Origin of the sequence: Streptomyces sp. SID9727 (assembly GCF_010550605.1) — a bacterium.
In the GTDB taxonomy this organism is placed as follows: Bacteria; Actinomycetota; Actinomycetes; order Streptomycetales; family Streptomycetaceae; genus Streptomyces.
Genome location: NZ_JAAGNI010000489.1, coordinates 1 through 2,004, shown reverse-complemented (window position 1 = coordinate 2,004; position 2,004 = coordinate 1). Strand labels below are relative to the sequence as shown.

General features: G+C 70.8%; 2 protein-coding genes and 1 pseudogene. 1 reads left to right on the top strand and 2 read right to left on the bottom strand.

Going from position 1 to position 2,004, the window contains the following annotated elements; all coding sequences use genetic code 11:
• Positions 1 to 446 (bottom strand): NAD(P)H-binding protein (locus tag G3I41_RS33800; RefSeq protein WP_164404343.1); only part of this gene is annotated, 446 nt, incomplete at its 3' end.
• A 122-nt stretch (positions 447 to 568) separates the two neighbouring features.
• On the opposite strand from G3I41_RS33800, the gene G3I41_RS33795 reads away from it, so the two are divergent.
• Entirely contained in the window at positions 569 to 1,141 is a 573-nt protein-coding gene (locus G3I41_RS33795) for a TetR/AcrR family transcriptional regulator (RefSeq protein WP_239081971.1), read from the top strand.
• 87 nt (positions 1,142 to 1,228) lie between these two features.
• Here the strand turns inward: G3I41_RS33795 and G3I41_RS33790 are convergent.
• A pseudogene (locus G3I41_RS33790) lies at positions 1,229 to 2,004 on the bottom strand (coagulation factor 5/8 type domain-containing protein); the annotation flags it as partial.

Genomic DNA, 2,004 nt, shown 5'->3' with positions numbered 1-2,004 from the left:
GCCCGCGCGTTGTCCTGGCGGTCGCCCGGGCCCCCGGCGGGCGCGTCCGGGGCGGCGCTCCGCCCGTCCTCCTCGGTCGCGACCCGGCCCGGGGCCAGCCCGAGGAGCCCGGACGCGATGACGAAGGGCTTGCCGGAGCCGGCGAGCGCGTCCCCGAAGGCGTCGATGGCCTTCCGGTCCGCGTCGGTGGCGCCCTGGAAGTCCCCGGAGAACGCGATGTCGTGCTTGAACGCGAGGTGGACGACCCCGTCCGCGTCCGCGGCGGCCTCGCGCAGCACGTCCAGGTCGTCCAGCGAGCCGCGCCGCACCTCGGCCCCGGCGGCGGCCAGCGCCTCGGCCGAGGCGTCCGAACGGGCGAGCCCGACGACCTGGTGGCCCGCCCCGATGAGCTCGGGGACGACCGCGGAACCGATCCAGCCGGACGCGCCGGTGATGAATACACGCATGGGAAACCTCCTGGAGCGGGCCGACGATCCGGGTATCCCGGACGTCCGATCGGCCCTCGATGTCAGCGACTGTCATCAGCCTAACTCCGATGTCAGTCGCTGTCATCCCATAGAATCGCCGCATGGGTCGATGGGAGCCGAACGCGCGCGGCAGGCTGGAACAGGCCGCCATGGAGCTGTACGGCGAGCGGGGTTACGAGCAGACGACCGTGACCGAGATCGCCAAGCGGGCCGGGCTTACGGAACGCACGTTCTTCCGGCACTACGCGGACAAGCGCGAGGTGCTGTTCGCCGGCTCCGCCCTGCTCCGGGAACGCCTGGTGAGCGGCCTTGCCGGGGCGCCCCCGTCCGCGTCCCCGATGGAGGCTGTCGCGGAGGCGCTCCAGGCGGCCGCGGTCGTGTTCGACGAGCGCCACGAGCGGGCCAGGCAGCGGCAGCGGATCATCACGGCCAATGCGGAGCTCCAGGAGCGCGAGCTGGTCAAGCTCGCGTCGCTCGCCTCGGCGATGGGGGAGGCCCTGCGGGCACGCGACGTCAGTGAACCGGCGGCCAGTCTGGCGGCCGAGGCGGGGATCGCCGTCTTCAAGGTCGCCTTCGAGCGCTGGATCGACACCATCGGCGTGCGCGCACTGGGCGCCTTCATCGTGGAAGGGCTCGCCGGACTCGAATCCCTGATGTCGGGTGGCCGGCCCTGACACGGCGACGCCCGCCCCGTCGGAGGTGACGGAGCGGGCGTCCCCGTGGAAGGCTCCCCTGGACGGAGGGCCGGACCTGCGGCCGGTCTACGGGAACGACACCACGTTCGACGGGACGGTCGAAGTCCCCGAGGTCGGGGAGCCCGTGTCGTTGATGACGTGGTTGTACTGACCCTGGCCGCCGAGTGAGACGACGAGCAGGTCGTGGAACTTCACGCCCGCCTTGACCGGGGCTTCGAAGCCGTGGTCCTGGCGGATGCTCGGGTCGACGTTGAAGTAGCAGTAGCTGCCGAGTCCCCAGCCCTCGTGGGTGTTGACCGAGTCGTCCACCTTGTAGGCGGCGTAGCCCTTGGTGCTGCCGTTCTGGACGGCCGCCTGGTTGGGGGCGTCGTAGGCCTTCTCGTTCTGGAAGAAGATCGTTTTGCCGTTCTCGCCGGACCAGCGGACGTCGTACTTGTTGAAGTGCTCGACGAAGAGCCCGGTGGCCAGGACGTTGTCGCCGTTGACCTGGAGGCCGTAGTCGGAGCGGTTGGTCTCCCAGCCGATGCCCTCGCCGTGGTCGGCGCGCCAGAGCCAGGTGTGGTCGATGATCGTGTCGTTGCTGTTGATCACCATGCCCGTGGTCGCCTTGCCGGCGCCCGCGCCGCCGACCCGGACGAACACGTCCTGGACGCTGGTCGGGTTGGCCGCGTGGCTCGCGGAGGCACCTTCGGGGCCCACCTCGACCAGGGAGTCGCTGTTGGTGGTTCCCGCGTCGATGAGCAGCCCGGCCAGCTTCACGCCGTCCACGTCACCGACCTTGAGGGCGGTGACGCCGTTGTCGGGGATGATCGTGGCGAGGCCGAGGCCCAGCACGACCGTGT